Annotated in this window: 14 protein-coding genes; 6 read left to right on the forward strand and 8 right to left on the reverse strand. The window is 72.7% G+C overall.

Going from position 1 to position 26038, the window contains the following annotated elements; all coding sequences use genetic code 11:
• Window positions 1-264: 264 nt before the first annotated feature.
• The gene (locus ACIQ9P_RS02820; protein ID WP_402348596.1) at window positions 265-2601 is read right to left on the reverse strand and encodes a M4 family metallopeptidase; all 2337 of its coding nucleotides are present in this window, start codon (window positions 2599-2601) and stop codon (window positions 265-267) included.
• Between the two features lie 572 nt (window positions 2602-3173).
• Window positions 3174-8702: a pullulanase-type alpha-1,6-glucosidase gene (gene pulA, locus ACIQ9P_RS02825; RefSeq protein ID WP_402348599.1), complete on the reverse strand. Its 5529-nt coding sequence runs from the start codon at window positions 8700-8702 to the stop codon at window positions 3174-3176.
• A gap of 334 nt (window positions 8703-9036) precedes the next feature.
• On the opposite strand from pulA, the gene ACIQ9P_RS02830 reads away from it, so the two are divergent.
• Entirely contained in the window at window positions 9037-9945 is a 909-nt protein-coding gene (locus ACIQ9P_RS02830; RefSeq protein ID WP_402348601.1) for a phosphatase PAP2 family protein, read from the forward strand.
• Between the two features lie 117 nt (window positions 9946-10062).
• Here ACIQ9P_RS02830 and ACIQ9P_RS02835 read toward each other — a convergent pair whose 3' ends face one another.
• Window positions 10063-13086 (reverse strand): bifunctional [glutamine synthetase] adenylyltransferase/[glutamine synthetase]-adenylyl-L-tyrosine phosphorylase, encoded by a 3024-nt coding sequence (locus tag ACIQ9P_RS02835; RefSeq protein WP_402348604.1) that lies wholly within the window; start codon window positions 13084-13086, stop codon window positions 10063-10065.
• 202 nt (window positions 13087-13288) lie between these two features.
• Here ACIQ9P_RS02835 and ACIQ9P_RS02840 point away from each other — a divergent pair, with 202 nt between their 5' ends.
• The gene (locus ACIQ9P_RS02840; protein ID WP_402348607.1) at window positions 13289-14449 is read left to right on the forward strand and encodes an acyltransferase family protein; all 1161 of its coding nucleotides are present in this window, start codon (window positions 13289-13291) and stop codon (window positions 14447-14449) included.
• On the opposite strand, the gene ACIQ9P_RS02845 is transcribed toward ACIQ9P_RS02840, so the two are convergent.
• Window positions 14416-15627, reverse strand: a complete 1212-nt coding sequence (locus ACIQ9P_RS02845) for a hypothetical protein (protein ID WP_402348608.1) — start codon at window positions 15625-15627, stop codon at window positions 14416-14418. The genes ACIQ9P_RS02840 and ACIQ9P_RS02845 overlap by 34 nt on opposite strands.
• Window positions 15628-15819: 192 nt before the next feature.
• On the reverse strand, window positions 15820-17181 hold the full coding sequence (locus ACIQ9P_RS02850) for a glutamine synthetase family protein (RefSeq protein ID WP_093862272.1): 1362 nt from the start codon (window positions 17179-17181) through the stop codon (window positions 15820-15822).
• Window positions 17182-17333: 152 nt separating this feature from the next.
• Between ACIQ9P_RS02850 and ACIQ9P_RS02855 the strand changes: the two genes are divergently transcribed.
• Complete coding sequence (locus ACIQ9P_RS02855; protein ID WP_402348611.1) at window positions 17334-19088, forward strand: NAD+ synthase; 1755 nt, start codon at window positions 17334-17336, stop codon at window positions 19086-19088.
• A gap of 24 nt (window positions 19089-19112) precedes the next feature.
• Here the strand turns inward: ACIQ9P_RS02855 and ACIQ9P_RS02860 are convergent, their stop codons facing one another.
• The 3 genes from ACIQ9P_RS02860 to ACIQ9P_RS02870 all read right to left on the reverse strand — a co-directional run bounded on the left by ACIQ9P_RS02860 (window position 19113) and on the right by ACIQ9P_RS02870 (window position 22915).
• Entirely contained in the window at window positions 19113-20159 is a 1047-nt protein-coding gene (locus ACIQ9P_RS02860) for an endonuclease/exonuclease/phosphatase family protein (RefSeq protein ID WP_402348614.1), read from the reverse strand.
• Window positions 20160-20516: 357 nt separating this feature from the next.
• Window positions 20517-21146 (reverse strand): TetR/AcrR family transcriptional regulator, encoded by a 630-nt coding sequence (locus ACIQ9P_RS02865; protein WP_402348617.1) that lies wholly within the window; start codon window positions 21144-21146, stop codon window positions 20517-20519.
• A 122-nt stretch (window positions 21147-21268) separates the two neighbouring features.
• A complete protein-coding gene (locus ACIQ9P_RS02870; RefSeq protein ID WP_402348620.1) occupies window positions 21269-22915 on the reverse strand; it encodes an MFS transporter in 1647 nt (548 codons plus the stop codon).
• Window positions 22916-23180: 265 nt separating this feature from the next.
• On the opposite strand from ACIQ9P_RS02870, the gene panB reads away from it, so the two are divergent.
• The 3 genes from panB to ACIQ9P_RS02885 all read left to right on the forward strand — a co-directional run bounded on the left by panB (window position 23181) and on the right by ACIQ9P_RS02885 (window position 26027).
• The gene (gene panB, locus ACIQ9P_RS02875; RefSeq protein ID WP_402348623.1) at window positions 23181-24050 is read left to right on the forward strand and encodes a 3-methyl-2-oxobutanoate hydroxymethyltransferase; all 870 of its coding nucleotides are present in this window, start codon (window positions 23181-23183) and stop codon (window positions 24048-24050) included.
• A gap of 136 nt (window positions 24051-24186) precedes the next feature.
• A complete protein-coding gene (locus tag ACIQ9P_RS02880) occupies window positions 24187-25218 on the forward strand; it encodes an ATP-binding cassette domain-containing protein (RefSeq protein WP_402348626.1) in 1032 nt (343 codons plus the stop codon).
• Complete coding sequence (locus ACIQ9P_RS02885) at window positions 25215-26027, forward strand: ABC transporter permease (RefSeq protein ID WP_402348629.1); 813 nt, start codon at window positions 25215-25217, stop codon at window positions 26025-26027. Before ACIQ9P_RS02880 ends, ACIQ9P_RS02885 begins: the two co-directional genes overlap by 4 nt.
• Window positions 26028-26038 lie beyond the last annotated feature (11 nt).

Here is a 26038-nt window from a genome sequence, read left to right on the forward strand (position 1 = left end):
GCGTACGGGAGCAGGTGCCGGAAGTGTGGCGGGGACGGATTTCGGGTCGCGGACGGACACGTTTCGCGGGTGTTTCGTGTTGCCCGCCGGTTGCCTCGGGGTGACCGCTCGGTTTCCGGAACCTCACCGGGACGACTCCTCGGCCGACCGCACTCCGTCCCCCGCACCCGCACCCGCACCCGCCCACGACACAGGGCCCGGCGGTCGCACCCGCCGGGCCCTGCCCTGTCTTACCTGGTTTCCGCCGGTCTCACCGGCGCCGGGTCAGCTCGTGGCGATCGAGGTGTCGTCGATCACGAAGCTGGTCTGCAGCGAGGAGTCCTCGGTGCCGGTGAACTTCAGGGTCACCGTCTGGCCCGCGTAGGCCGACAGGTCGAAGGTCCGCAGCTGGTAGCCCGCGGCCGCGTCCACGTTGGAGTAGGTCTTCAGCGTGGTGCCGTTGACCTGGACCGTCAGCTTGTCGTACTGGGTGCTGCCGGACTCACCGGTGTCGATGTGCAGGTAGAAGCTCAGCGTCGCCGCGCAGCCGGTCGGGATGGAGACCGTCTGGGACAGCGTGTCCGTGTGGGTGGAGCCGTAGCCGTTCAGCCAGGACTTCCAGGTGCCACCGTGCGGGGCCTGCGAGGCCGACTTGTCGATCACGCCGCTGGAGGCGGTCCACGGCGCGGCCGTGCCCGTCTCGAAGCCCGCGTTGCCGAGCAGCTGCGCCGGGGTGCAGGTGCTGGTGGTGTCGGTGACCGCCCAGGTGAAGCTGGCCGAACCGGTCTTGTTCGCCGAGTCCTTCGCCGTCACGGTGACGTTGGAGGTGCCCTTGGTGGTCGGGGTGCCGGTGATCACGCCGGTCGAGGCGTTGATCGACAGGCCGGCCGGCAGACCGGTGGCCGAGTAGCTGAGCGGGGCGGTGCCGCCGCTGGCCTTGATCGCCAGGTTGACGGCGGTGCCGATCTTGGTGCTCTGGTTGCCCGGGCTGGTGACGGTGACGCCGCCCGGGTTCGGGGGCACGGTGCCGACGTTGACGCCCGCCCAGGCGGTGCCGACCGCGATCAGCTCGGGGCTGCCGTCGCCGTAGAGGGCCTTGGCGGCGTTCTCCGTGGCGGTGCGGGCCTGGGCGAAGTTGGTGGTGGAGGTCATGTACGAGGTCAGCGCCTTGTACCAGATCTGCAGCGCCTTGTCCCGGCCGATGCCGGTGACGGTGATGTTGTTGGTGGTCGGGCTGTTGTAGCTGACGCCGTTGATCACCTTGGCGCCGCTGCCCTCGGCCAGCAGGTAGAAGAAGTGGTTGGCGACACCGGACGAGTAGTGCACGTCCAGGTTGCCGACGCCCGAGTACCAGGAGTCGGCCGAGCCGCCGTCCTTGGAGGGCTTGTCCATGTAGCGCAGCGGCGTGCCGTTGCCGTTGATGTCGATGAGCTCGCCGACCAGGTAGTCCGGGTTGTCCTTCGGCAGGTTGGCGTAGAACTCGACCGCGTTGCCGAAGATGTCCGAGGTGGCCTCGTTGAGGCCGCCGGACTCGCCGGAGTAGTTGAGGTTGGCGGTGGCGGAGGTGACGCCGTGGCTCATCTCGTGGCCCGCGACGTCCAGCTCGGTCAGCGGGTGGGTGTCGCCCTGGCCGTCGCCGTAGGTCATGCAGAAGCAGTCGTCGTCCCAGAAGGCGTTGACGTAGCCGGTGTCGTAGTGGACCCGGCTGAAGGCGCCGGCGCCGTCGTTGCGGATGCCGTTGCGGCCGAAGGTTGCCTTGTAGAAGTCCCAGGTGGCGGCGACGCCGTACTGGGCGTCGACGGCCGCGGACTCGCGGTTGCTGGCCTGGCCGTTGCCCCAGGTGTCGGTGGAACGGGTGAACAGGGTCCCGTTGCCGGTGGTCCGGTTGCCCATGTCGGTGGTGTACTGCCCGCCGCGGGTGGCGTCCTTCAGCTGGTACGTGGAGCCGCTCTGGGTGGTGGTCAGCGGGACGTTGCCGACGAAGACGCCGGTGCCGGTGCCGGTCTTGATGGCCTCGGTCTTGCCCAGCACGGCGCCGGTGGTGGCGTCGGTGACGACCCGGAGGCGGCTCGGGGTGCCGTCCGACTCCTTGCCGGTCACGGTGGTCTGCCAGGCGAGCTTCGGGGTCCCGTCGCCGGCCCACACGACCAGGGTCGGGGCCTTGTCGAGCGCGGAGCCGGCCTCGGCGGCCAGCGCGGCCTCCTGCGCCTTCGGGGCGGCGAGCTTCGGCGTGGTCTCGATGCCGGTCAGCACGGCCTCACTGGCCTTGGTCACGCCCGTGGTGGCACCGGTGGCGTCCTGGTGGACGATCAGGTCGCCGCCGACCACCGGCAGACCGGCGTAGGTGCGCTCGTAGCGCAGGTGGCGGGCGCCGTTGGTGTCCTGGACGACGTCCTTGGTGACCAGCTTCTCGTTCGCGCTCAGGCCCAGGACCTGGGCGAGACCGGCGGTCTGCTGGCTCGCGGAGGCGAGCAGCTCGGCGCGGCTCGCCTGCTGCGCGGCGACGGCGGCCGGCGCGTCGGGGGTGACCGCCTGTGCGAGCGCCGGGAAACCGGTGACCAGCAGCGCGGTGGTGGCGGCCATGACAACCGCTGCCTTCCGAGCGTGGGCGTAACGGGACATGCGGACTCCTTTTCCGACCGCCGCGGGGTTCGCGGACGGTGGACAGAACCTGGTCGCGGGGTTGCGACTCAGTGGGGGCCCCCGCCGCCGGTGCGCGGCGCGGGTGCGGTTGCGGAGCAGGGTGGTAAAGCGTTTCCGGCAGGGGGATCGCGCTGTTCCTGACCTCGGACAGCCGCACCGGGGGGTGGGGCCCCCTCGTCTGCAGCCGGAGGAATCGTGGCAGCAAACGAGCCGTCAATGACAGATGCATGCCATTGATTGGCCGATTAGCTACCGGGCCGTACATCTGCCGGACAGCCGGGAGTGTTACGGCCGCGCGAACATCCGACGATCGTTTTCATATCCGTCGAAAAGGTTTGGTCACCCCCTGCGGGCACTGACCAGCGCTCAGAACGCGGGCCCGGCCCGCGGGACCCGCTCCGGCACCCGGCGGGGGCGGCACCTCCCCTTTCCGGCCGTGCCAGCGGCGGTTTCCGGCCAACTCCATACATTGAATGGAACCGAAAACCCTGTGGATCAGTCCGGGTCCCGCCCCGTCGGTGACGGAACGGGACCCGGTCGACGACGGTCCGTCAGCGCTGCACGAACACCGCCACCGTGCGGCCCGGCACGACGAACGTCCCGGTCGCCGGATCGAAGCCGGAACGCTTCACCACCGGGTCGGCGCCGGCGGCCTGGACCGGGCTCAGCGCCTGGGCCGTCCCGGCGAGCGCGCCGACGGTCTGGCTCCGCTCGGCGGGCGTCGCGTTGAACACCACCGTGATCCCCTTCTCCGCGCCCGGCAGACCGGTGCCGTCCAGGTGCAGGGTGATCACCCCCGGGACCTCACCGGGCGTGCCCGACAGCGGATAGCCGAGCCGCTGCTGGACGGCCGCCAGGGTCGGCAGCGCGAACAGCGGCGAGGAGCGCTTGATCCGCAGGAAGTCCTGGTACTGCGCGCCCGCCGCCGCGATGTCGGCGGGGCCCACGGTCAGCCGCGGATCGGCCAGCAGGGCCTTGGCGGTGGGCCACAGCTCCTTGTTGTCCGCGGCCGGGGGAAGCCCCCGGCCCCAGCCGTTGCCCAGCCGCGGGTCCCAGTGGATCGCGTTGAACCAGTCCCCGGAGTCGTAGGAGTTGGCGTCCAGCGACTTGGAACGCAGCAGGTCGCTGCCCGCCTGGGCGAAGCCGGGCCCCTGCGACAGCGTGGTCAGCGCGAGCGCCAGCGCCTGCGTCCGGGCCCGGTCGGCGGGCGCGGTGGCGGCGGGCAGCTTGTACGCCAGCGCGTCGAACAGGTCGGTGTTGTCGTGCGCGTCCACATAGGCGAGGGCCTCACCGGGCCGGGCCGCGTACCCGGTCGGCGCGCCGTTGTAGTCGACGTCCTTGCCGGTGACGGTCCGTCCGGAGCTGTCGGTGAAGGAGTAGTCGGCCAGGTTGCCGGTCAGCCCCACCTTGAGCCGGTCCGTCTGCTGGAGCAGCCGGGCCTTCTGCTGCTCCGGGGTGCCGTTGGCGGCCGAACCGTTGGGATCGGTGAACAGGCCGGAGGCGAAGCCCTGCTGGGGTGCCGAGGAGAGCTGGAAGTTCCCGCCGCGCGCGGAGTCCCGGAACCGGTCGTCGAAGGTGGCGACGCCGGTGCCGGCCAGGTTCAGCTGGGTGGCCTGCTCGAACCGGGCGTTGTCCGCCACCACGCCGAAGTTCCAGCCCTCGCCGTAGAGCAGGACGTTCTTCCCGTCCACGCCGTCCGAGTCCGGCGTCATCCGGCGCAGCGCGGCCTGCACGTCCAGCACGGTGGACTTCGGGTCCAGGCCCATGAGGTCGAACCGGAAGCCGTCCACCTTGTACTCGCGCGCCCAGGTGGTGACGGAGTCGACCACCAGGCGGTTCATCATGGCGTGCTCGGGCGCGGTGTCGGCGCAGCAACTGTCGGTGGTCACCCTGCCGTTGGCGTCCAGCCGCTGGTAGTAGCCGGGGACGACCCGGTCCAGCACCGAGTGCTCGGCCCGTCCGCTCGCGGCGGTGTGGTTGTAGACGACGTCGAGCACCACCCGCAGGCCGGCCGCGTGGATCGCCTGCACCATCCGCCGGAACTGCACGGTGCGCGCGGTCCCTTCGGGGTCGGTGGCGTAGGAGCCCTCCGGCACGTTGTAGTGGAGCGGGTCGTAGCCCCAGTTGTAGGCGTCCTGGGCGGCGACGGCCGCCACGCACTCCTGCTGCTTCTCGCTGTCGGCGGCCAGGGCGGCGAGGTCGCAGGCGGGCAGCTTCTGCTCGGCCCGGTTCTCCCTGATGGTGGCGATGTCGAAGGTCGGCAGCAGGTGGACCGTGGTGACCCCGGCCGCGGCGAGCTCGCGGAGGTGCTTCGTGCCGGCCGCGTCGGACTCGGTGAAGGCCAGGTAGGTACCGCGCTCGGCGGCCGGGACGGTGTCGTCGGCGACGGAGAAGTCGCGGACGTGCAGTTCCTGGATCTGCTCGCGCCCGAGCGGGACGGCGGGCGGGACGGCGTGGTTCTCCCAGCCCGGCGGCTTCAGCTCCTTCGCGGCGAGGTCGGCGACCAGACTGCGCCGGGAGTCGGTGGAGAGGGCGACGGAGTACGGGTCGGTGACGGTGTCGACCACCACCTGCTGGACCGTCGGCGCCCACACCTCGACCTGGTACAGGTAGTACTTGCCGTCGAGTTCGGCCCGGTCCCGGACCAGCTCCCAGACGCCGGTGCCGTCGTCCCGCTTCAGCGGCAGGGTCCTCGGGGTGCCGCCGGTGGCGGTGTCGAAGACCTGGACGGAGACCTCCTGCGCGGTCGGTGCCCAGAGCGAGAGCGCGACCTTGCCGTGGTAGTACGCCGGCCCGAAGTCGACCCGGCCGGTGCGGCGGGCGTACAGGTCGTCGAGCACACCGGGGATCTGCACCCCGGTGGCGGCCAGGACGGCGCCGCTCGGCAGGTGCTCGGTGAACAGCAGCTGGCTCCGCAGGGCTTCGGGCACCCGGGCGGCGTCGCGCGCGTCCACGGTGAAGGCGCGGTAGCCGGCCAGGTGCGGGAAGGCCGCCTTCTGCGCGTCGGTCGGCCCGCCGGGGGCGGGCTCCAGCCGGATCCACCGGCCGGGAGCGGTCAACGTGCCCTTGTCGGCCCGGATGCCGCCCGCCGGGTCGTACACCAGCTGGGCGCTGGTGCCGGCGGCGAGGGCGGCGTCCCCGGCGCCGTACCCGGGCGGGACGAGGACGGTGCGCGCGTCGATCCACTGGGCCTTGGCGGTGGCGGGGTCCAGCTGGGAGGTGGCGCCGGCGGACTGCGGCAGCAGGTAGCCCTCGCGGCCGCCGAGGATCCAGACCTCGCGGCCGGTGCCGGCCAGGTCGAGCGACTGGTCGGTGGGCAGGTCCTTGTCGTTGCCCTTGTGCAGGATGTAGCTGAGGCTGGTCGCGCCGGGAGCGAGCGGCACCTCGAAGACCGCGCCGAAGGCGTCCCGGCGGACGGGCCGCAGCGGGTTGCCCCAGTCGGTGGGGGCGGCCGCGCCGGTCCAGTCGTGCAGGCCCCAGCCGTCGTAGTCGCCGTCGGCGCGGTTGTAGTGGAGCACGGCGGTGCCCGCGGGCGGGGTGTTCGCCGGGCCGGGGTTCGCGGTGCGGACGGCCGGGTCGCCCTCCTTCAGCCAGACCTCGCCGGTGGCGCCGAGGTCGAGGTGCCGGTCGGCCTCGACGTCCTTGACGCCGTCCTTCTCGACCACGAAGCCGAGGTCCGAGGCGCCCGGCTTCAGCTTCACGTAGGCGAAGGCGCCGTAGGCGTCCCGGCCGGTGAAGCCGTGCCCGGCGGGCCACTGGGTGGCCTCGCCGTCGGCGAGGTCGCCCCAGGCGTAGAGGTTCCAGCCGTCGTAGTCGCCGTCCTCGCGCTGGTAGTGGACGACGGCGTACGGGCGGGCGGCGGCGCTGGGGACCGGCTTCGGAGCCGGGGTGCCGGTGGTGAAGCCGCCGGTCGCGGAGCGCAGCCGGCCGGCGGCGTCCTGGACCACGGCCTTGTAGCGGACGGGAGTGCCGGGGGCGACTCCGGCGAGGTCCTGGATGACGGCGTAGGGCCTCGGGCCGGCGGGCCCCGCGCCACCGCTGTCGGAGCTGCCGAGCACCTGCCAGGGCCGGTCGCCGATCTGCGCGGCGAAGGTGACCCGGCCGAAGCCGCCGCCGGGCACCTCGGCCCGGACGGTGACGGTGCCGGTGGCGCCGTCGGCGGGCGCCCCGAGGGTGATCGAGGGCGCGGCGGCGGGGGCGGCGAGCCGGCCCGCGGCCTTGAGCGCGACCGAGGAGAGCGCGGGGACGGTGACGGTGACCCGGCGGTCGGCGCCGCTGGTGAGCCGGGCGCCGGGGGCCGGGTAGACGGGGTCGAAGCCCTGTCCGGCGGAGAAGGTGTCCAGGGTGACGGTCTTCGCCTCGGTGGCGTTGTTGACCGCGACCAGGTACTCGACCTGCTGGGCGGCGTCGATCCGGGAGAAGGCGTAGACGCCGGGGCCGTCGTCCGCGTACCGCTCGATCTGGGCGCCGTCGGCGAGTGCCGGGTGGTCACGGCGGAGCTTCGCCAGGGCGGCGATGTCCCGGTACGGCGCGGCGTCGCGGTCGTAGCGGTCGGCGGGGCCGGGGGCGCCGCCGAGGACCCGGTCGGCGTTGTAGGAGGGGGTCTGCGAGGCGAAGACGTCCTGGCGGGCGTCCTTGTCGCCGCCGGCCCCGGTGAAGCCCTGTTCGTCGCCGTAGTAGACGACGGGCTGGCCGCGGGTGAGGAACATCAGCTCGTTGCCGAGCCGGTCCTTCTTCAGCAGCGTGGCCTCGTCGGCGCCGGGGTTGTCCGCGAGCAGGAAGGAGCCGAAGCGGCCCATGTCGTGGTTGCCCAGGAAGGTCGGCAGCTCGTAGGCATCGGTGTCGGCGGTGGTGTAGCGGTGGTCCTGGCCGTAGAGCTCGGCCAGGCCCCGGGCCGTTCCGCCCTGGGAGACGTAGGCGCGGGCGGCGCCCTGGAACGGGAAGTCGAGGGTGGCCTGGAGCCGGCCCTTGGTGACGTAGGGCGCGGTGACGGCCGGGTCGCCGGAGTAGACCTCGCCGAACATGAAGAACTTCTTGTTGCCCCGCTTGGCGGCGAAGTCCTTGAGCGCGGGCGCCCACTGCTGCCAGAAGGCCATGTTGACGTGCTTGACGGTGTCGATCCGGAAGCCGTCGACGCCGGCCTCCTCGACCCACTGCTCGTAGACCTTCTCGAAGCCCTTGACCACCTTCGGGTTCTGGGTGTCGAGGTCGTCGAGACCGGAGAAGTCGCCCTCGGTGGCGGACTCGCCGGCGAAGGTGGAGTCGCCCCGGTTGTGGTAGAGCGCGGGGTCGTTCAGCCAGGCCGGGGTCCTGGCGGTGGCGTCGGCGGGCTTGCGGAACACCGGGCTGTAGGGGAACGAGTCCTTGGTCAGTTTCGGCCAGGCGGCGCCCCGGTCGGCGAGCGCGGTCTCGTCGACGGGGTTGCCGTCGGCGTCCAGCACCGGATAGGCACCGGTGCTGCGGTAGCCGGACTGCCCCTGCCGGTTGTCCAGGATGTCGGCGGTGTGGTTGGTGATGACGTCGAAGAAGACCTTGATGCCCCGGGCGTGGGCCTTGGCTATCAGCTCCTTCAGTTGCTCGTTGGTGCCGAAGTGCGGGTCGACCCGGGTGAAGTCGGTGATCCAGTAGCCGTGGTAGCCGGCACTGGCGGCGTCCCCCGTGCCCTGGACCGGCTTGTTGGTGAAGATCGGCGCCATCCAGATCGCGGTGGTGCCGAGGTCCTGGATGTAGTCGAGCCGCTGGATCAGCCCGGCGAGGTCGCCGCCGTGGTAGAAGCCCTTGTCGGCCGGGTCGAGGCCGTGGTCCAGGCGGGTGCCGACGATGCCGCCGGTGTCGTTGCCGCGGTCGCCGTTGGCGAAGCGGTCCGGCAGGACGAAGTAGAACTGCTCGCGGGTGAGGTCGTGCCGTCCGGCGGTGGCGGCCAGCGCGGCGTCCGAGGGGGGTCCGGGCGGGGCGGCGGCGAGCGCGGCCGGTCCGGCGGTGCCGAGGGTGGCGGCGGTGAGCGCGGCGGCGAGGAGCACCGCCGTCCGGCCGGGCCTGCGAGGGGTGCTCCGCCGGCGGCGGGGCGGGACTTCGGCCACTGAAGGCTCCCTTGCGGGGGTATGGGGTACGGAGTCACGGGGTGGTCGGGTGGCCGAGACGCTAGCGGCCTGCAATATGTTTCAGCAAGATGCAGAAAGCGTTTCGGTCGGGGAAAATACGCTCCGTCCCGCGGCTCCGCCCCCCGATTGCGCCGCTCCGCCCTTCCGGCGTGACAATGGGACGTATGCCCGTCCCACCGGTCCACCCCAGATCCGCGCCCGCCCCCTCCCCCGGTGGGAGCCACCCCCTACCTCTGAAGGGGGACAGCCGGTGAAGAATCCACTTCCGGAGGATGAGCAGACGGCTACGGGACGTCTGGCAGACTTCTCGTCCATGGGGGAACCGACCGAGATCGACCAGAACGGCGGCCGCATGCCCGACGGAGCCACCCGTGCGGCCCGCACCCGTACCGCCGCCCTGCGCGACCGCGTCCGGGCGCAGCGCCGCTCGCCCGCGCGGCCCAAGCTGTGGTTCGAGCTGGCCCTGATCGGCGTCAGCTACTGGATCTACTCCCTGGTGCGCAACGCCGTCCCCGAGCAGGAGACGATCGCGCAGAAGCACGCCGGCTGGATCTGGGACCTCGAACAGTCCCTCGGCATCGCCGTCGAGCGCTCGATCAACCACGCGGTCGACAGCGTCGGCTGGCTGATCACGGGGATGAACTACTACTACGCGACGCTGCACTTCGTGGTGACCATCGGCGTCCTGGTCTGGCTCTACCGGCGGCACCCCGGCCGCTACGCCGCGGTGCGCACGGTGCTGTTCGTCACCACCGCGATCGCGCTGGTCGGCTTCTACTTCTTCCCGCTGGCCCCGCCCCGGCTGATGACCGACGGCGGCTTCATCGACACGGTGAAGGCGCACGGCACCTGGGGCTCGATGGCCTCCGGCCCGGCCACCCACGTCTCCAACCAGTTCGCCGCGATGCCATCGATGCACATCGGCTGGTCGACGTGGTGCGGGCTGACCATCTTCTTCCTGGCCCGCCGGACGTGGGTCCGGGTACTGGGGCTGCTCTACCCGGTGGCCACCCTGCTGGTGATCGTCTCCACCGCCAACCACTTCTGGATGGACGCCGTCGGCGGCCTGCTGTGCCTGCTGGTGGGCTTCCTCGCCGCCCGCTGGCTCTACCACTCCTGGGTCTACCGGCTCCCGCAGGTGCCCGCCCGGGAGCTGCCGGCCGAGCCGGTCACCGTCCCCGAGCAGTGGAGCGAGCCCGCGGTGAGCAGCGCCCGCCGCTGAGACCGCGGACGCGGACCGGAACGACGGGAACGCGGAGAGGGGCCCCGGGCGACCGGGGCCCCTCTCCGCGTTCCCTACCCCGCGCCCTCGGACCGCTCGTCCCCCGCGGGCCGCCGGTCACCCGTAGAACAGCCGCTCCACCACCGTCCGGGCCCGCCGGGTGGTGCGCCGGTAGTCGTCCACCAGTTCGCCGCTGTGCCCGGCCCCGTACCCCAGGTAGCGGGCCACCCCGGCCAGCTCCCGGGTGTCCGCCGGGAAGGAGTCGCCCGGCCGGCCGCGCACCAGCATCACCGCCGAGCGCACCCGGGAGGCCAGCACCCAGGCCGCGTCCAGCACCTCCGCGTCCTCCTCCCCGACCAGCCCGGCCCCGACCGCCGCCGCCAGCGCCGCCCTGGTCCGGGTGGTGCGCAGCTCAGGCAGCGCGTGCCCGTGCCGCAGCTGGAGCAGCTGCACCGTCCACTCGACGTCCGCCAGCCCTCCCCGGCCGATCTTGGTGTGGGTGGTCGGATCGGCTCCGCGCGGCAGCCGTTCCGCCTCGATCCTGGCCTTGATCCGGCGGATCTCCAGCAGGTCCCGCTCGGGCACCCCGTCGCCGGGGAAGCGCAACGGGTCGATCAGCCGCCGGAACCGCTCCCCCAGCTCCGGGTCCCCGGCCACCGGCTCGGCCCGCAGCAGCGCCTGGCTCTCCCAGGCGTGCGACCAGCGCCGGTAGTACGCCGTGTACGAGGCGAGCGAGCGCACCAGCGGGCCGTTGCGCCCCTCCGGGCGCAGATCGGCGTCCACCTCCAGCGGCGGTTCGGTCGACGGCGCGGCCAGCAGGGTGCGCAGCTCGTTGCAGACCGCCTGGGCGGCCCGGGCCGCGTCCTCCTCCAGCGCGCCGAGCAGCGGCTCCTGGACGAAGAGCACGTCCGCGTCCGAGCCGTAACCCAGCTCGTGGCCGCCGAACCGGCCCATCGCGATCACCGCGATCCGGGTCGGCAGCTCGCCGTTGCGGGCCTCCCAGCCGGCCACGCAGGCCCGCAGCGCGCCCTGCAGCGTGGCCGCGTTGAGGGCGGTGAGCGCCTCGGCGGCCGTGTCCAGCGCCTGCGCCGGGTCCTCGCCGAACCGCCCCAGCACGTCGGCGGCGGCGGTGCGGAACAGCTCCCGGCGGCGCACAGAGCGCACCGCCGCCACCGCTCCGGCCACCGAGTCGGCCCGGCCGACGGCGGCCAGCACCTCCCGCTCCAGCGCGGGCCGGCCGCGCGGCACCAGGCCCTGCGGGTCGCCGAGCATGGCGACCGCCTCCGGGGCCCGCAGCAGCAGGTCGGGGGCGAGCCGACCGGCCGACAGGACCCGCGCCAGCTGCTCGGCGGCGGCGCTCTCGTCGCGCAGCAGCCGCAGGTACCAGGGGGTGCGGCCGAGCGCGTCCGAGACCTGGCGGAAGTTGAGCAGTCCGGCGTCCGGATCGGCGGAGTCGGCGAACCAGCCGAGCAGGACCGGCAGCAGGGTGCGCTGGATCGCCGCCTTGCGGCTGACCCCGGCGGCGAGCGCGCTCAGGTGCCGCAGCGCGGCGGCCGGGTCGGCGTAGCCCAGCGCCTCCAGCCGGGCCCGGGCAGCGTCCTGGCGCAGGCCCGCCGCTCCCGGCGGCAGCTCGGCGACGGCGTCCAGCAGCGGCCGGTAGAACAGCTTCTCGTGCAGCCGGCGGACCTCGACGGCGTGCCGCTTCCACTCCCGCCGCAGCGCGGCGACCGGGTCGGCCCTGGTGTCGTCGTTGATCAGCGGCGCCAGCGAACGGGCCAGGCGGCGCTGGTCCTCCTCGTCGGTGGGCATCAGATGGGTGCGGCGCAACCGGTGCAGCTGGATCCGGTGCTCCAGCGAGCGCAGGAACCGGTAGGCGGTGTCCAGCGAGGCGGCGTCGGCGCGGCCCACGTAGCCGCCGCGGGAGAGGGCGGCCAGCGCCTCCAGGGTGTTGCCGCTGCGCAGCGCCTCGTCGGTGCGGCCGTGCACCAGCTGGAGCAGCTGGACGGAGAACTCGACGTCGCGCAGTCCGCCGGGGCCCAGCTTGAGCTGGCGGTCCAGCTCGGTGGCGGGGATCGAGTCGATCACCCGGCGGCGCATCTGCTGGACGTCGGTGACGAAGTTCTCCCGGGCGGCGGCCTGCCAGACCATCGGCGCCAGCGCCGCCACGTACGCCTCGCCGAGCTCGGCGTCACCGGCCACCGGGCGGGCCTTGAGCAGCGCCTGGAACTCCCAGGTCTTGGCCCAGCGCCGGTAGTAGGCGAGGTGGCTGGCCAGGGTGCGGACCAGCGGGCCGTTGCGGCCCTCGGGGCGCAGATTGGCGTCGACCGGCCAGATGGTGCCCTCGCCGGTGGTGTCGGCGCAGAGCCGGGTGAGCGCGGCGGCCAGCCGGGTGGCGGCCTGGACCGCCCGGTGCTCCTCGACGCCCTCGCGCGGCTCCGCGACGAAGATGACGTCGACGTCGGAGACGTAGTTGAGCTCGCGGCCGCCGCACTTGCCCATGCCGATGACGGCGAGCCGGCAGTCGGCGGCGGCCTCCGGGTCCTGCGCGGCGGCCAGGTCGAGGGCGGTCTGGAGGGTGGCGCCCGCCAGGTCGGCGAGTTCGGCGGCGGTCTGGGCGAGGTCGGTGGTCCCGGTCAGGTCGCGGGCGGCGACCGCGAGCAGGCAGCGGCGGTAGCCGACCCGCAGCGCGTCGGCCGGGCGGCCGGTGGGGTCGGCGGCGACGGCCCCGGCGAGCGCCCGGCGGAAGTCCGCCGGGCCGGGGTGCATGTCGCGCAGCTCGAAGGTGACCAGGACGTGCCAGTCGTGCGGATGTCTGGCCAGGTGGTCGGCGAGCGCGGTGGACACGCCGAGCACCCCGAGCAGCCGGTCGCGCAGCGGCTTGGAGGTGGTCAGGGTGTCGCGCAGCGTGTGCCGGTCGGTCTCCTCGGCGGCCTCCAGCAGCCGGGACAGCCCGAACAGGGCGAGGTCCGGGTCGGCGGTGGCGGCGAGCGCGTCGAGCAGCACCGGGTCCTCGGCCAGCCCGTCCAGCGCCGGTTCGGCGAGCAGCCGCACCGCCCGGGCCGGGTCGGTGAACCCGCGTCGCGCCAGTCTGGCCTCCGGTCGGCTCACCCGGCTGCCGGCCCGCTGTTCCTCCACCGCCATCGCCCCTCCGTCCGTCCGCCCCAGCAGGCTACGCGTCCCGGGCACGCCGCGCCCGGGTGCGACCGCCGGGCGGACACCGGTGTCGCCCGTCGGTGACGTCCGTGACCCCGTGCCCGCCGCGCTCGTTCACCCGACGTCCGCTCCCCGTCGCCGCTCCGCAGGTCCTGCCCACCTCCTTCCCGTCGCCGCCCCGGAGGGTCCGATGCCCGGCCGTCTGCCCTCGCTCACCGGGCTGCGCTTCTGGGCCGCGCTGCTGGTGGTGCTGTACCACCTGGCCCGCAAGCTCGGCGGGCTGCCGCTGCTCGGCCCGCTCTCCTGGTACGGACGTTCGGGAGTCACCTTCTTCTTCGTGCTGTCCGGCTTCGTCCTCGCCTGGACGTACGCGGGCGCGCCGGTCGGCGCCCGGTCCTTCGCCCGGCGCCGGTTCGCCCGGATCTGGCCGCTGCACGCGCTGACCACCGCGCTGTCGCTGGGCGTCAACGCCGCCCTGGGCCTGGCCGTCCCGCTGGCGGCCGTGCTCCTGTCGCTGCCGCTGCTGCACGCCTGGGCACCTGGGACGGTGTTCGGCGGCAACCCGGCCTCCTGGTCACTGGCCGCCGAGGGCTGGTTCTACCTGCTGTTCCCCGCCCTGCTGCGGCTGCTGGCCCCGCGTCGGCGCGGCTGGCTGCCACTGGCGGCGGCCTGCGCCGCGCTCGGCCCGCTGCTCTGGGCGGCGGGCGCGCTGCTGCCCTCCGACCCGGCCCTGCGCGGCTGGCTGCTGGACTACCTGCCGCTGACCCGCACCCCGCAGTTCGTGCTCGGGGTGGTCGCCGGGCTGGCCGCCCGGCACGGGCTGCTCCCCCGGGTGCGGCTCGGCGTGGCCGCGGCGGCGGTGGCCGGCTGGCACGTCCTGCTGGTGCCCTGGCACGCGGCCGTTCCGGACAGCCTGTGGTGGGGTCCGTACAGCGCCTCGCAGCTGTTCCCGGCACCGCTGTTCGCGGCGCTGCTGGTGGCCGCCGCCGGGCGGGACGCGGCGGGCACTGCGCCCCGGCTGCTCGCCGGCCGGACGGCGGTGCGCCTCGGCGAGTGGTCCTACGCCTGGTACCTGGTGCACGAGATCGGCATCCGCTGCTGGCTGTGGACGGCCGGGCGGCCGGCCGGGACGCGCTCGCTGCTCGCCGTCGAACTGCTGCTCACGGCGGTGACGCTGGCCGCGGCGGGCGCCCTCCACCGGTGGGTGGAACGCCCCTGCGAGCGGCTGCTGCGCGGGGCGCCCCGACACGCCGGAACGCCGCTGCCGCACCCCCCGGTGCGGGTGGTGCGGCAGCGGCGCCGGTCGGTGGCGGGCGATCAGCCCTCCAGCGAGCCGTCCAGGTTCACGTAGGCGTAGAAGACACCGAGGTCGTAGCCGTCCTTGTCGGTGTCGAACTTGATGGTGATGTCGGTGTCCCCGTTGCGCAGGAACGGCGAGATGTCCCAGCGGTTGGAGTCGTACCCGAAGTTGTTGCGGTTGTACGGGTTGCGGACGAACTGGTCCGCCGGGGTCAGCTCCTCGATGGTGGAGTTGAACGCGTCGTTGGACGCGTGGTTGACGTCCGTGAAGATCGACTCCGGCCCGTTGGTGGACTTCATCGCCAGGGTGTCCCCGGTCCACTTCAGGTCGCCGTCGTAGACGATGAAGCCGAGCTTGCCGGCGACCGGCCCGGTGGCCGGGGTCTGCAGCCCGTCGAGGTTGAACTCGCGGGCCGGGCTGTCCGGCAGCTCCACCTGGAAGCCGTCCCAGATGTGGACGTGGCGCAGCGGCTTGCAGTCGTTCTCGTAGGCCACCACGATCGACCAGCCGCCCCAGCTGTGCGGCTTCACCACCGAGTCCATGTTGGCGGCGGTGTAGGTGCCGTTGCCCGCCGCCTTCACCAGGTCGGTGATGTCCGCGGACGCCTGGTAGCTGCTCTCCTCGGTGGTGGTGATGTAGCCGATGGACGGCTGGTCGTTGGCGATGTTGCGGTACTGGTTCTCGCCCGGCACCTTCAGGTAGATCTCGTCGATCTGGCTCTCCGGCAGGACGGTGGTCCCGATGCCGCGGGTGCCGCCCCAGTACAGCCGGGCGTACTTGACCTTGGAGCCGTCGATCAGGCCGAGGTCGGCCGAGCTGGCCGAGTAGATCTCGTCGCCGAGCGGGCCGATGCTGCCCGGATCGATGTTGATGTACTTCATCTGGTAGTTGTTGTTGATCGGCCGGCTGCCCGCGCCCGTCCGGGCGTCCACGCACGGCGGCTGCGCCGGGTCGACCGGCGGCTGGGTCTCGTCGCAGGTCATCAGGGAGTTGCTGATCCGCGTGACGGAGCCGTGGAAGTCGCCCTCGAAGCGGGTCTTGAACGGCAGCGGATTCGAGACGATGGTGTCGGCACGCTGCTGCGGGCCCTTGGGGCCCGAGCCGCGGGCGTCCGCGATCGGGGCGGTGAGCAGCTGTCCGGCGACGGCGACGACGGCCACACCGGTGATCCCGACCCGGCGGGCGAGGGTACGGACGGCGGCGGCGCGGCTGACGGTGGAGGAGGGCATGAGGTCCTCTCAGGAGGGAGGGGATTGATCACGCTTATCGGATCACAACGCAACGTCACAATCTCCTCACGTACCGCCATCAGGGAACGCGCCAACCCAAACGGCGGGCCCGCCGTCATCCATTGGAACGACGGCGGGCCCGGTGGTGCTTGACGTGGCGTCAGCCTTCTGCGGCGGAAACTCCCGGCGGGCCTACAGCACCTGGAGGTTCTTGCGCAGCTCGAACGGCGTCACCTCGGAGCGGTACTCCTCCCACTCCTGCTTCTTGTTGCGCAGGAAGAAGTCGAACACGTGCTCGCCGAGGGTCTCCGCGACCAGTTCGCTGCGCTGCATCAGGTCGATCGCCTCGCCCAGGTTCTGCGGCATCGGCTGGATGCCGAGGGCGCGGCGCTCGGGGTCGGTGAGGGCCCACACGTCGTCGTCGGCGCCCGGCGGGAGCTCGTAGCCCTCCTCGATGCCCTTGAGGCCGGCCGCCAGGGTGACGGCGTAGGCCAGGTAGGGGTTGCAGCCGGTGTCCAGGGAGCGGACCTCGACCCGGGTGGAGCCCTGCTTGCCCGGCTTGTACATCGGGACCCGGATCAGCGCGGAGCGGTTGTTGTGGCCCCAGCAGATGTAGGACGGGGCCTCGCCGCCGGCCCCGGCGGTGCGCTGGGAGCCGCCCCAGATCCGCTTGTAGGAGTTCACCCACTGGTTGGTGACGGCTGCGGTCTCGGCGGCGTGCTTCAGCAGGCCGGCGATGAACGAGCGGCCGACCTTGGAGAGCTGGTACTCGGCACCCGACTCGTGGAAGGCGTTGCGGTCGCCCTCGAACAGCGAGAGGTGGGTGTGCATGCCCGAGCCGGGGTGGTCGGAGAACGGCTTGGGCATGAAGCTGGCGTGCACGCCCTGCTCCAGCGCGACCTCCTTCATCACCAGCCGGAAGGTCATGATGTTGTCGGCCGTGGAGAGCGCGTCCGCGTAGCGCAGGTCGATCTCCTGCTGCCCGGGGGCACCCTCGTGGTGGGAGAACTCCACCGAGATGCCCATCGACTCCAGCATGGTGATCGCCTGGCGGCGGAAGTCGTGGCCCACCCCGCGCGGGGTGTGGTCGAAGTAGCCGGAGTGGTCGGCCGGAATCGGCGCGGTGCCGTCGCCGGGCAGGTTCTTCAGCAGGAAGAACTCGATCTCGGGGTGGGTGTAGAAGGTGAAGCCCTGGGCGGACGCCTTCTCCAGGGTGCGCTTCAGCACGAACCGCGGGTCGGCATAGGAGGGCGAGCCGTCCGGCATCAGGATGTCGCAGAACATCCGGGCGGTGCCCGGCGTCTCCGAGCGCCACGGCAGGATCTGGAAGGTGGTCGGGTCCGGCTTGGCGATCATGTCGGACTCGTAGACCCGGGCGAATCCCTCGATCGCCGAACCGTCGAAGCCGATGCCCTCCTCGAACGCCTGCTCCAGCTCGGCCGGCGCCACCGCGACCGACTTCAGGAACCCCAGGACATCGGTGAACCACAGCCGGACGAACCGGATGTCACGCTCTTCGAGCGTCCGAAGCACGAACTCCTGCTGCTTGCCCATGGGGAAAGTCTCACCTCTGCTCTTTACGTTCGTGTTACGCCCGGAAACCACCCCGGTCGCTGCTGCTCCCCATCATGGCGGATCGCGGGCGCCGGAGTCAGTGGCGACCCCGGCCGAGACATTGCGTCAGATCGACGATTAGACTCGGTGGCATGCCCAATCTGCGTCTCGCCCTCTGCCAGACCGACCCGTGGGTCGGTGACATCGCACGCAACGGCGATGAGGTGGTGCACTGGACCAAGCAGGCCGTCGAGGCCGGTGCCCAGCTGGTCGCCTTCCCCGAGATGGCCCTGACCGGCTACCCGGTCGAGGACCTCGCGCTGCGCCGCTCCTTCGTCGAGGCGTCGCGGTCCGGGCTGGTCGACCTGGCCGGGCGGCTCGCCGCGGAGGGGCTGGGCGAGGTGCCCGTGGTGGTCGGCTACCTCGGCCGCTCGGAGCAGCCGTCGCCGCGCTTCGGCCGGCCGGCCGGCTCGCCGCAGAACTGCGCCGCGGTGCTGTTCCGCGGCGAGGTCGCCACCCGGTTCGCCAAGCACCACCTGCCGAACTACGGCGTGTTCGACGAGTACCGCTGGTTCGTGCCCGGCGACCAGCTGCCGGTGGTGCGGGTGCACGGGGTGGACGTCGCGCTGGCGATCTGCGAGGACATCTGGCAGGACGGCGGCCGGGTGACCGCCGCCCGTGAGGCCGAGGCCGGCCTGCTGCTGGTGATCAACGGCTCGCCGTACGAGCGGAACAAGGACGACGCCCGGCTGGAGCTGGTGCGGCGCCGGGCCGCCGAGGCCGGCTGCGCGCTCGCCTACGTGAACATGGTCGGCGGCCAGGACGAGCTGGTCTTCGACGGCGACTCGATCGTGGTCGCCCCGGACGGCGAGGTGCTGGCCCGCTCGCCGCAGTTCGAGGAGCACCTGCTGGTGCTGGACCTCGACCTGCCGGCCGCCAGCAGCGACCACACCGACGGGCTGCTGCTCGCCGACGGCCTGCACCTGGTCCGCGCCGAGCTGGGCGGCGCGCCCGCCGACGCGCCCGCCGAGCCCTGCCGGGCGGAGGTCGCGCCGCGGATCACCGACGAGGCCGAGATCTGGTCCGCGCTGGTCTCCGGCACCCGGGCGTACGTGCGCAAGAACGGCTTCCGCTCGGTGCTGATCGGCCTGTCCGGCGGCATCGACTCGGCCGTGGTGGCCGCGCTCGCGGTGGACGCGATCGGCGCCGAGAACGTGTACTGCGTCTCGATGCCGAGCCGCTACTCCTCGCAGCACTCCCGGGACGACGCGGCCGACCTGGCCCACCGCACCGGGCTGAACTTCCGCACGGTGTCGATCGCCCCGATGTTCGACGCCTACACGGCCGCGACCGAGCTGACCGGACTGGCCGAGGAGAACCTCCAGTCCCGGCTGCGCGGCACCCTGCTGATGGCGATCTCCAACCAGGAGGGGCACATCGTGCTCGCGCCCGGCAACAAGAGCGAGCTGGCGGTCGGCTACTCGACCCTGTACGGCGACTCGGTCGGCGCCTACGGCCCGATCAAGGACGTCTACAAGTCGCTGATCTTCCGGCTGGCGCGCTGGCGCAACGAGGAGGCCGAACGGCTCGGCGCGGTGCCGCCGATCCCGGAGAACACCATCGTCAAGCCGCCGTCCGCCGAGCTGCGGCCGGACCAGAAGGACACCGACTCGCTGCCCGACTACGACCTGCTCGACACCGTCCTCGACCTCTACGTCGAGGGCGACCAGGGCCGGGACGCGATCGTGGCGGCCGGCTTCGACCCGGCCGTGGTGGACCGGGTGGTGCGGCTGGTCGACACCGCCGAGTACAAGCGCCGGCAGTACCCGCCGGGCCCGAAGATCTCGGTCAAGGGCTTCGGCCGGGACCGCCGGCTGCCGATCACCAACCGGTGGCACCGGGGCTGAGCCGCCCTGACTGTTCGCCGGGGCTCAGCGGTAGCGATAGGTGGCGGCCACCGCGAGGTGGTCGCTGCCGTCGCGCTCCAGGGTCCGTGAGTCGGTCGGCTCCAGCCCGCCCTTGCTCATGATCTGGTCGATCCGGGCCATCGGGAAGGACGCCGGCCAGCTGAAGCCGAAGCCGTCCCCGGCCGCGCCCTGGGCCGAGCGCATCTGCGAGGTGACCGGCGCCAGGCTGCGGTCGTTCATGGTGCCGTTGAGGTCGCCGAGCAGCAGCACCTTCTTCAGCGGCTCGGCCTGGACGGCGTCGCCGAGCGCCTGCGCGCTGGCGTCCCGCTGGTTGACGGTGAAGCCGCCCTCGGCCTTGAGCCGGACCGACGGCAGATGGGCGACGTACACCGCGAGCGGGCCCTTCGGGGTGGTCACCTCGGCCCGGAACGCCCTGGTCCAGCCCATCTTGATGTCCACCACCGAGACGTCGCCGATCGGGTACTTGGACCAGAGCCCGACCGTGCCCTCCACCGAGTGGTAGGGGTAGGAGGCGGCCAGCCCGGACTCGTAGGCGCGCAGCGACCGGCCGGCCAGCTCCTGCAGCGCGACGATCTGCGCCCCGGACTTCTCCAGCATCCTGACGGTGCCCTGGGGGTCGGCGTTGGCGGCGGCCACGTTGTGGCTGACCACGGTGAAGTCACCGGTGCCGCCGCTCTTGTCGGTGAGCAGGCCGCCGAACATGTTGGCCCAGATCGCCACCGGCACCAGCAGCGCGATCAGCGCGGTGGCGGAGCGGCGCAGCAGGGCGGGGACGAGCAGCACCGGGATCGCCAGCCCCGCCCAGGGCAGGAAGGTCTCCAGCAGGCTGCCGAGGTTGCCGACGGTGTTCGGCACCTCGGCGTGGAAGGCCAGCAGGGCGCCGGTGAGCAGGGCCAGCACGGCGAGCACGAGGCCGCGCCACCAGGTGCTGCTGCCCCGGGCGTCCCGGCCCCAGTCGCGCACCCCGAGGAACCCGGCCGGGCGCCGGCCGGATCCCGGGTCGCCGGCCTCTGCCGGGGACACCCGGTCCGCCCTGTCCGCCTGCGCCATCCGTGACTCCCGTCGTTCGCGCCGTCTGTCCGTCCGCGGTACGCCCGCCGCGCGGTGGCGGAGGGCGTGCCGGACCTGTGCCGGTTCGGTCGGATTCCGGCCCAGCCTATGTCGGGACAGACGCCCGTCCGGTCGACCGGGGTTCCGGCGTGGCCCGGTTGGTGAGCCAGGCCACTGCGCGGCCGTCCTTGCCGGAACCGTCCAACGGCCTGCGGCGACGCCGCCGGGAGGGCGGGCCGGGGCGCGGGGGCGGCGGGCGGGAGGACCCGTCCGGTCGGGGTCCGGTCGGTCGGGAGGGCAGGTGCCGTAAGCCCGACCGGGGCCGGCCCGGAACGGGGCCGGCCGGGGCCGGAGGGATCAGGAGCGGAGGGCGGGGCCCGCGAGGCCGCCGAGGAGGGCGTCGACCATCCGCTCGGCGAGGCGCGGGTCGTCGAGGTCGGAGTCGTCCCAGAGCACGCTGCGGGCGAGGATCGGGCCGAGCAGCAGGTCGCCGAGCAGGTCCTCGTCGACGTCGGCGCGCAGTTCGCCCCCGGCGACACCGCGGCGGACCAGCTCGCGGGCGGCCTCCCGGCGGGGCGCGATCACCCGGGCGCGGTAGGCGGCGTGCAGTTCGGGCCAGCTGTGCATCTGGCCGAGCGCCGCCTTGAGCACCCAGCGGGAGCGTTTGGCCAGGCCGCGCTGCCGCATGTACTCGATCATCGCGACGAGGTCGCCGCGGACCGATCCGGTGGACCCGGGGAGGGGCTCCTCCAGCCGGCTCACCATGTCGATCAGCAGGGCCTCCTTGTTGGGCCAGCGCCGGTAGATGGTGGCCTTGCCGACGCCGGCGGCGGTGGCGATTCCCTCGATGGTGAGTTCGGCCAGGCTGGTGCCGGCCGCCATCAGTTCCTCGACGCCGGCGAAGATCGCCTGTTCGGCGGCCTCGCTGCGGGGCCTGCCACGACGCGGGCCGGCGCAGGGCGGCGCGGCCGTCGGGTCGGTCTTCATCTCGCATCTCCCGGTTGTGGAGCCCCCGCCCGGAGGGAGGAGGGGGTCGCACGCGCTCGTGGGCCCTGTCACCGGCGTCGTCCCGGCGACAGGGCCCCATTCTCGCTCAGCCCGGCCGCCGGTCAGGCGTCCGCGGCCGCCGTCCTGCGGGCCTTCGCGGCCGCCTCGCCGTGCCGGGCGGCGTCCGCCGCCGCGTCCGCCGCCGCACCGGGGCCGGGCGGGCCGCCGGCCGGCATCTTGCCGGGCAGCAGGAACCAGGCCAGCAGGGCGCCGCCCAGGGTGATCACCGCGGAGAGTCCGGCCACCACGTGCATCGCGTGGATGAAGGAGTCGTTGGCCGGGCCGATCAGGTCCTTGCCCCGCTCGCCGAGTCGCGCGGCGACGGCCAGGGTGGCCTCCAGCGACTCGCCCGCCTTCTCCCGCAGCTCCGGGGTGGGCAGCTGGGCGAGCTTGTCGGAGACCCCGTCGCGGTAGACGGTGGACAGCACGGCGCCGAGCACGGCGACCCCGAGCGAGCCGCCGACCTGGCGGAAGGTGTTGTTGACGGCCGAGCCGGCGCCGGCCTTCTCGCGCGGCAGCGAACCCATGATCGCGACCGTGATCGGCGGCATGACGTGCGCCATGCCGGTGCCCATCAGCAGGCCGAGCACGACCAGCACCCAGATCGGGGTGGTGGCGCCCAGCAGCAGGTAGCCGAGGAAGCCGACCGCGATGAACAGCATTCCGGCGGCGGTGGTGGCGCGGATGCCGAAGCGGTCGACGACCAGCCGGGCGCGCGGGGCGAAGACCAGCTGGGCGGCGGCCAGCGGCAGCATCAGCACACCGGCCTCCAGCGCGCTGTAGCCGCGCACGCTCTGGGTGTAGAAGACACCGAAGAACGAGACGCCCATCAGCGCGAAGAAGACCACGCCGATCACCACCACCGAGGAGCTGAACACCTTGTCGCGGAACCAGCCGACGTCCAGCGCGGGGTGCGCGGCGCGGCGCTCGTAGAGCACGAAGGCGGTCAGGGCGACCAGGCCGAGCAGCACCGGGCCCCAGGCCGCGGCGGCGGTGAAGTCGGCCAGCTCGCCGCCCTTGATGATGCCGTAGATCAGCGCCACCAGGCCGATGATCGAGAGCAGCACGCCGACGGGGTCCATCCGGCCCGGGTTCGGGTCCTTGGACTCGGGGACGAGCAGGGTCATCGCGATCAGGGCGACGACCACGATCGGCACGTTGACCAGGAAGACCGAGCCCCACCAGAAGTGCTCGATCAGCAGGCCGCCGGTGATCGGGCCGATCGCGATCGCGAGTCCGACCGCGCCGGCCCAGATGCCGATCGCCTTGGGCTGCTCGGAGCGCTCGAAGACGTTCATGATGATGGCGAGCGTGGCCGGCATGGCCAGCGCCCCGCCGACGCCCATCAGGGCGCGGTAGCCGATCAGCTCGCCCGGCGTGGAGGCGAGCGCGGAGAGCAGCGAGGCGAGGCCGAAGACGACCATGCCGGCCAGCAGGGCCCGCTTGCGGCCGAACCGGTCGCCCAGCAGACCGGAGGTGAACAGCAGTCCGGCGAAGACCAGGGTGTACGAGTTGATCGACCATTCCAGGTCGCTCTGGCTGGCGCCGATGCCGGTGGGCGCCGGGGAGGCGATGGTCTTCATCGCGACGTTGAGGATCGAGTTGTCGAGGACGACGACGAGCAGAGCGAGCACCAGGGTGCCCAGGATCGCCCAGCGGCGGCGGTGGATGGCTTCCGGCACCCGGGGTGGCGCGGCGGCGGTGGTCATGGCTTACTTCCCGTCCGTGGTACGGCGTGGCACTGGCGGGCATATTCGAGCCGCGGTCGTCTCGTAAACCCCCCGCCGTCAGCGTAGCGCTCATTTCGATACGAGACGGCTCCGTTTCGTAAAACCCTGGCAAAGACCCGCCGCCCGTCCGCGCACACCGCCCGGCCCCGCCCCTTTTGCACCCGCGCCGGGCCGTGCAAGCATGGAGGTGATCCGGGGACGCCGCACGGCGCCACGAGACGACAACCCTTCAGGAGCCTGTTCGATGAACGCTTCTTCGCCTTCGCCTGCCCAGAACCAGGCGACGACCACCACCCTCTACGGTGGGGTCACCACCCGCCGCGTCACCGTCCGCGACCTCGCCGCAGCCAAGCAGCGCGGCGAGAAGTGGTCGATGCTGACCGCCTACGACGCCCTCACCGCCGGCGTCTTCGACGAGGCCGGGACGCCCGTCCTGCTGGTCGGCGACTCCGCCGGCAACTGCCACCTCGGCTACGAGACCACCGTGCCGGTGACCATGGACCAGATGGTCATGCTGGCCGGCGCCGTAGTCCGGGGCACCAAGCGGGCCATGATCGTCGCCGACCTGCCGTTCGGCTCCTACCAGGAGTCCCCGGCCCAGGCGATGCACAACGCGGTCCGGCTGATGAAGGACGCCGGGGTCGGCGCGGTCAAGCTGGAGGGCGGCGAGCGCAGCGCCCGTTCGATCGAGCTGCTGGTCGAGGCCGGCATCCCGGTGATGGCGCACATCGGCCTCACCCCGCAGTCCGTGCACGCGCTGGGCGGCTACCCCGTCCAGGGCCGCGGCGACGAGGCCGCGCACCAGCTGCTGCGCGACGCCAAGGCGGTGCAGCAGGCCGGCGCCTTCGCGGTCGTGCTGGAGGCGGTGCCCGCCGAGCTCGCCAAGCAGGTCACCGAGCAGCTCGCCGTCCCCACCGTCGGCATCGGCGCCGGGGTGGACTGCGACGCCCAGGTGCTGGTCTGGACCGACTTCGCCGGCATGACGGCGGGCCGGGTGCCCAAGTTCGTCAAGCAGTACGCCGACCTGCGGACCGTCCTCGGCGACGCCGCCCGCGCGTTCGCCGAGGACGTCCGCGGCGACGCCTTCCCCGCCCCGGAGCACACCTTCCACTGACGCTCCCGTCACCGGGACCCGGCCACGGCCGGGCCGGGCCCCGGTGACAGCCGTCTGACAGCGCGCCGACAGCGGGCCGCCCGCCCGTCACCCCGCTGACAGCGGGGTGTCAGTGGGGGCGGGCAGTCTTTGCGGCATGACACGAATCTCCACCGCCCCGAACGACCGGGGGCCTGCCGCGGGGAACGCCGTCGAGGTCCACGGCATCGTCAAGCACTTCGGCAGCACCAAGGCGCTCGACGGCGTCGACCTCACCGTGCGCGAGGGCACCGTCCTCGGCGTGCTCGGCCCCAACGGCGCCGGCAAGACCACCCTCGTCCGGGTCCTGTCCACCCTCATCAAGCCCGACGCCGGCACCGCCTTCGTCGGCGGCTACGACGTGCTGCGCCAGCCCAAGCAGCTGCGCCGCACCATCGGCCTCACCGGCCAGTACGCCTCGGTCGACGAACTGCTCTCCGGCTACGAGAACCTCTACCTGATCGGCCGGCTGCTCGACCTCTCCCGCAAGGACGCCAAGGCGCGCGCCACCGAGCTGCTGGAGCGGTTCTCGCTCACCGAGGCCGCCAAGCGCGTCGCCAAGACCTACTCCGGCGGCATGCGCCGCCGCCTCGACCTGGCCGCCTCGATGATCGGCCGGCCCCGGGTCCTCTACTTGGACGAGCCCACCACCGGCCTGGACCCGCGCACCCGCAACGAGGTCTGGGACGAGGTGCAGCGGATGGTCGCCGAGGGCGCCACCGTGCTGCTCACCACCCAGTACATGGAGGAGGCCGAGCAGCTCGCCAACGAGCTGACCGTCATCGACCGGGGCCGGGTGATCGCGGCCGGCGGCATCGCCGACCTCAAGGCCCAGGTCGGCGGCCGCACCCTCCAGGTCCGGCCCACCGACCCGGCCGCCCTGCCCGAGATGGCCCGCTGCCTGCACGACACCGGTATCGCCAACGCGACCTTCTCCGCCGACACCGGCCTGCTGTCCGTGCCGCTCACGGCCGAGGACCAGCTGACCGCCGTGATCGGCACCCTCGGCACCCGGGGCTTCGGCATCGCCGACATCGACACCCAGCTGCCCAGCCTGGACGAGGTCTTCCTCGCCATCACCGGCAAGCCCTCGGACCGCCCGGCGGCCGAGGCGGCCGTCCCCAGCCTCGCCAAGGAGCCCGTCGCATGACCACCGCCACGCTCGCCCCCGCCCGGGCCGAGGACAGCCGGGTCGGCCTGCCCGGCCATCTCCGGCACGTCGGCGCGCTGACCCGCCGCAACCTGATGCGGATCAAGGCCGACCCGGAGTCGATGTTCGACGCCGTCCTGATGCCGGTCATCTTCACCGTGCTGTTCGTCTACGTCTTCGGCGGCGCCATCTCCGGCGGCCAGGACGCCTACAAGCAGTACATGATCCCCGGCCTGCTCGGGCAGACCGGCATCACCCTCGCGATGGCCGTCGGCACCGGTCTCAACAGCGACTTCCAGACCGGGGTGATGGACCGGTTCCGGACCCTGCCGATCGGCCGCTCCTCGGTCCTGCTCTCCAAGATCGCCGCGGAGACCTGCCGGGCCCTGCTCTCCTTCACCATCCTGATCGTCTTCGCGCTGATCCTCGGCTTCGAGCTGAAGGGCGGCTTCCTGGAGCTGCTGGCCGCGGTCGGCCTCTCGCTGCTGTTCGGCATGTCCATCGTGTGGATCTCGATGCTGCTGGGCATGGCGCTGCGCAGCGCCCAGGCCGTCCAGGGAGTCGCCATGCTGGTCCTGATGCCGATGCAGTTCGGCAGCTCGATCTTCGCCCCGACCGACACCATGCCGGGCTGGCTCCAGGCGTTCACCAAGGTCAACCCGCTGTCCGGACTGGCCGACGCCTGCCGGGCCCTGATGAACGGCCAGGGCGCCGTGGCGCACCCGGTGCTGATCGTGCTGGCCTGGTCGTTCGGCATCACCGCGGTCTTCGCGCCGCTCGCCGTCGCCCGGTTCCGCAAGCGGACCTGAGTGCCGCGGGC

This window comes from Kitasatospora sp. NPDC094019, from assembly GCF_044764505.1.
In the GTDB taxonomy this organism is placed as follows: Bacteria; Actinomycetota; Actinomycetes; order Streptomycetales; family Streptomycetaceae; genus Kitasatospora.